The organism is Methylobacterium sp. J-088 (assembly GCF_022829295.1).
GTDB lineage: Bacteria > Pseudomonadota > Alphaproteobacteria > Rhizobiales > Beijerinckiaceae > Methylobacterium.
The window spans coordinates 1-415 of the sequence record NZ_JAKSYH010000202.1 but is presented as its reverse complement, the minus strand read 5'-3'; the positions used below and the strand labels follow the sequence as shown (position 1 = coordinate 415).

Annotated in this window: 1 protein-coding gene; it reads right to left on the bottom strand. The window is 70.1% G+C overall.

Annotated features, from left to right (window positions below; all coding sequences use genetic code 11):
• Positions 1 to 12 precede the first annotated feature (12 nt).
• Positions 13 to 415 (bottom strand): methyl-accepting chemotaxis protein (locus MKK63_RS32275; RefSeq protein WP_409564545.1); only part of this gene is annotated, 403 nt, incomplete at its 5' end.

Sequence of the window (415 nt, the reverse complement as noted above, 5' to 3'; positions counted from 1 at the left end):
GCTGTTGGCCGATCAGGCCAAGGCGGCGACCGGGCAGGTCCGCGGGATCCTGGGGGAGATCCAGCGGGGCATCAACACCTCGGTGATGCTCACCGAGGAGGCGGTGAAGCGCGCCGCCTTGGCCTGATCGGCCAACAGCTTCATCTCGGAGGCGACCACCGCGAAGCTGCGCCCGCTCTCGCCGGCCGCGGCCGCCTCGAACGCGGCGGTGAGGGCGAGGAGATGCGTGCGCTCCGAGTTGTCGTTGACCGTCTCGATGATGTCGCCGATCGTCTGGGGCTTATCCGCCACGCTGACAATGTTGCCGGTCACCGGCTCGGCCCGCTCGCGGATCGCGGCCATGGCCTTGGCGGTGTCGGAGACCGCACGCAGTCCCTGGCGGGAGCATGTGTCGGTGGCTGGCGCGGTGGCGATC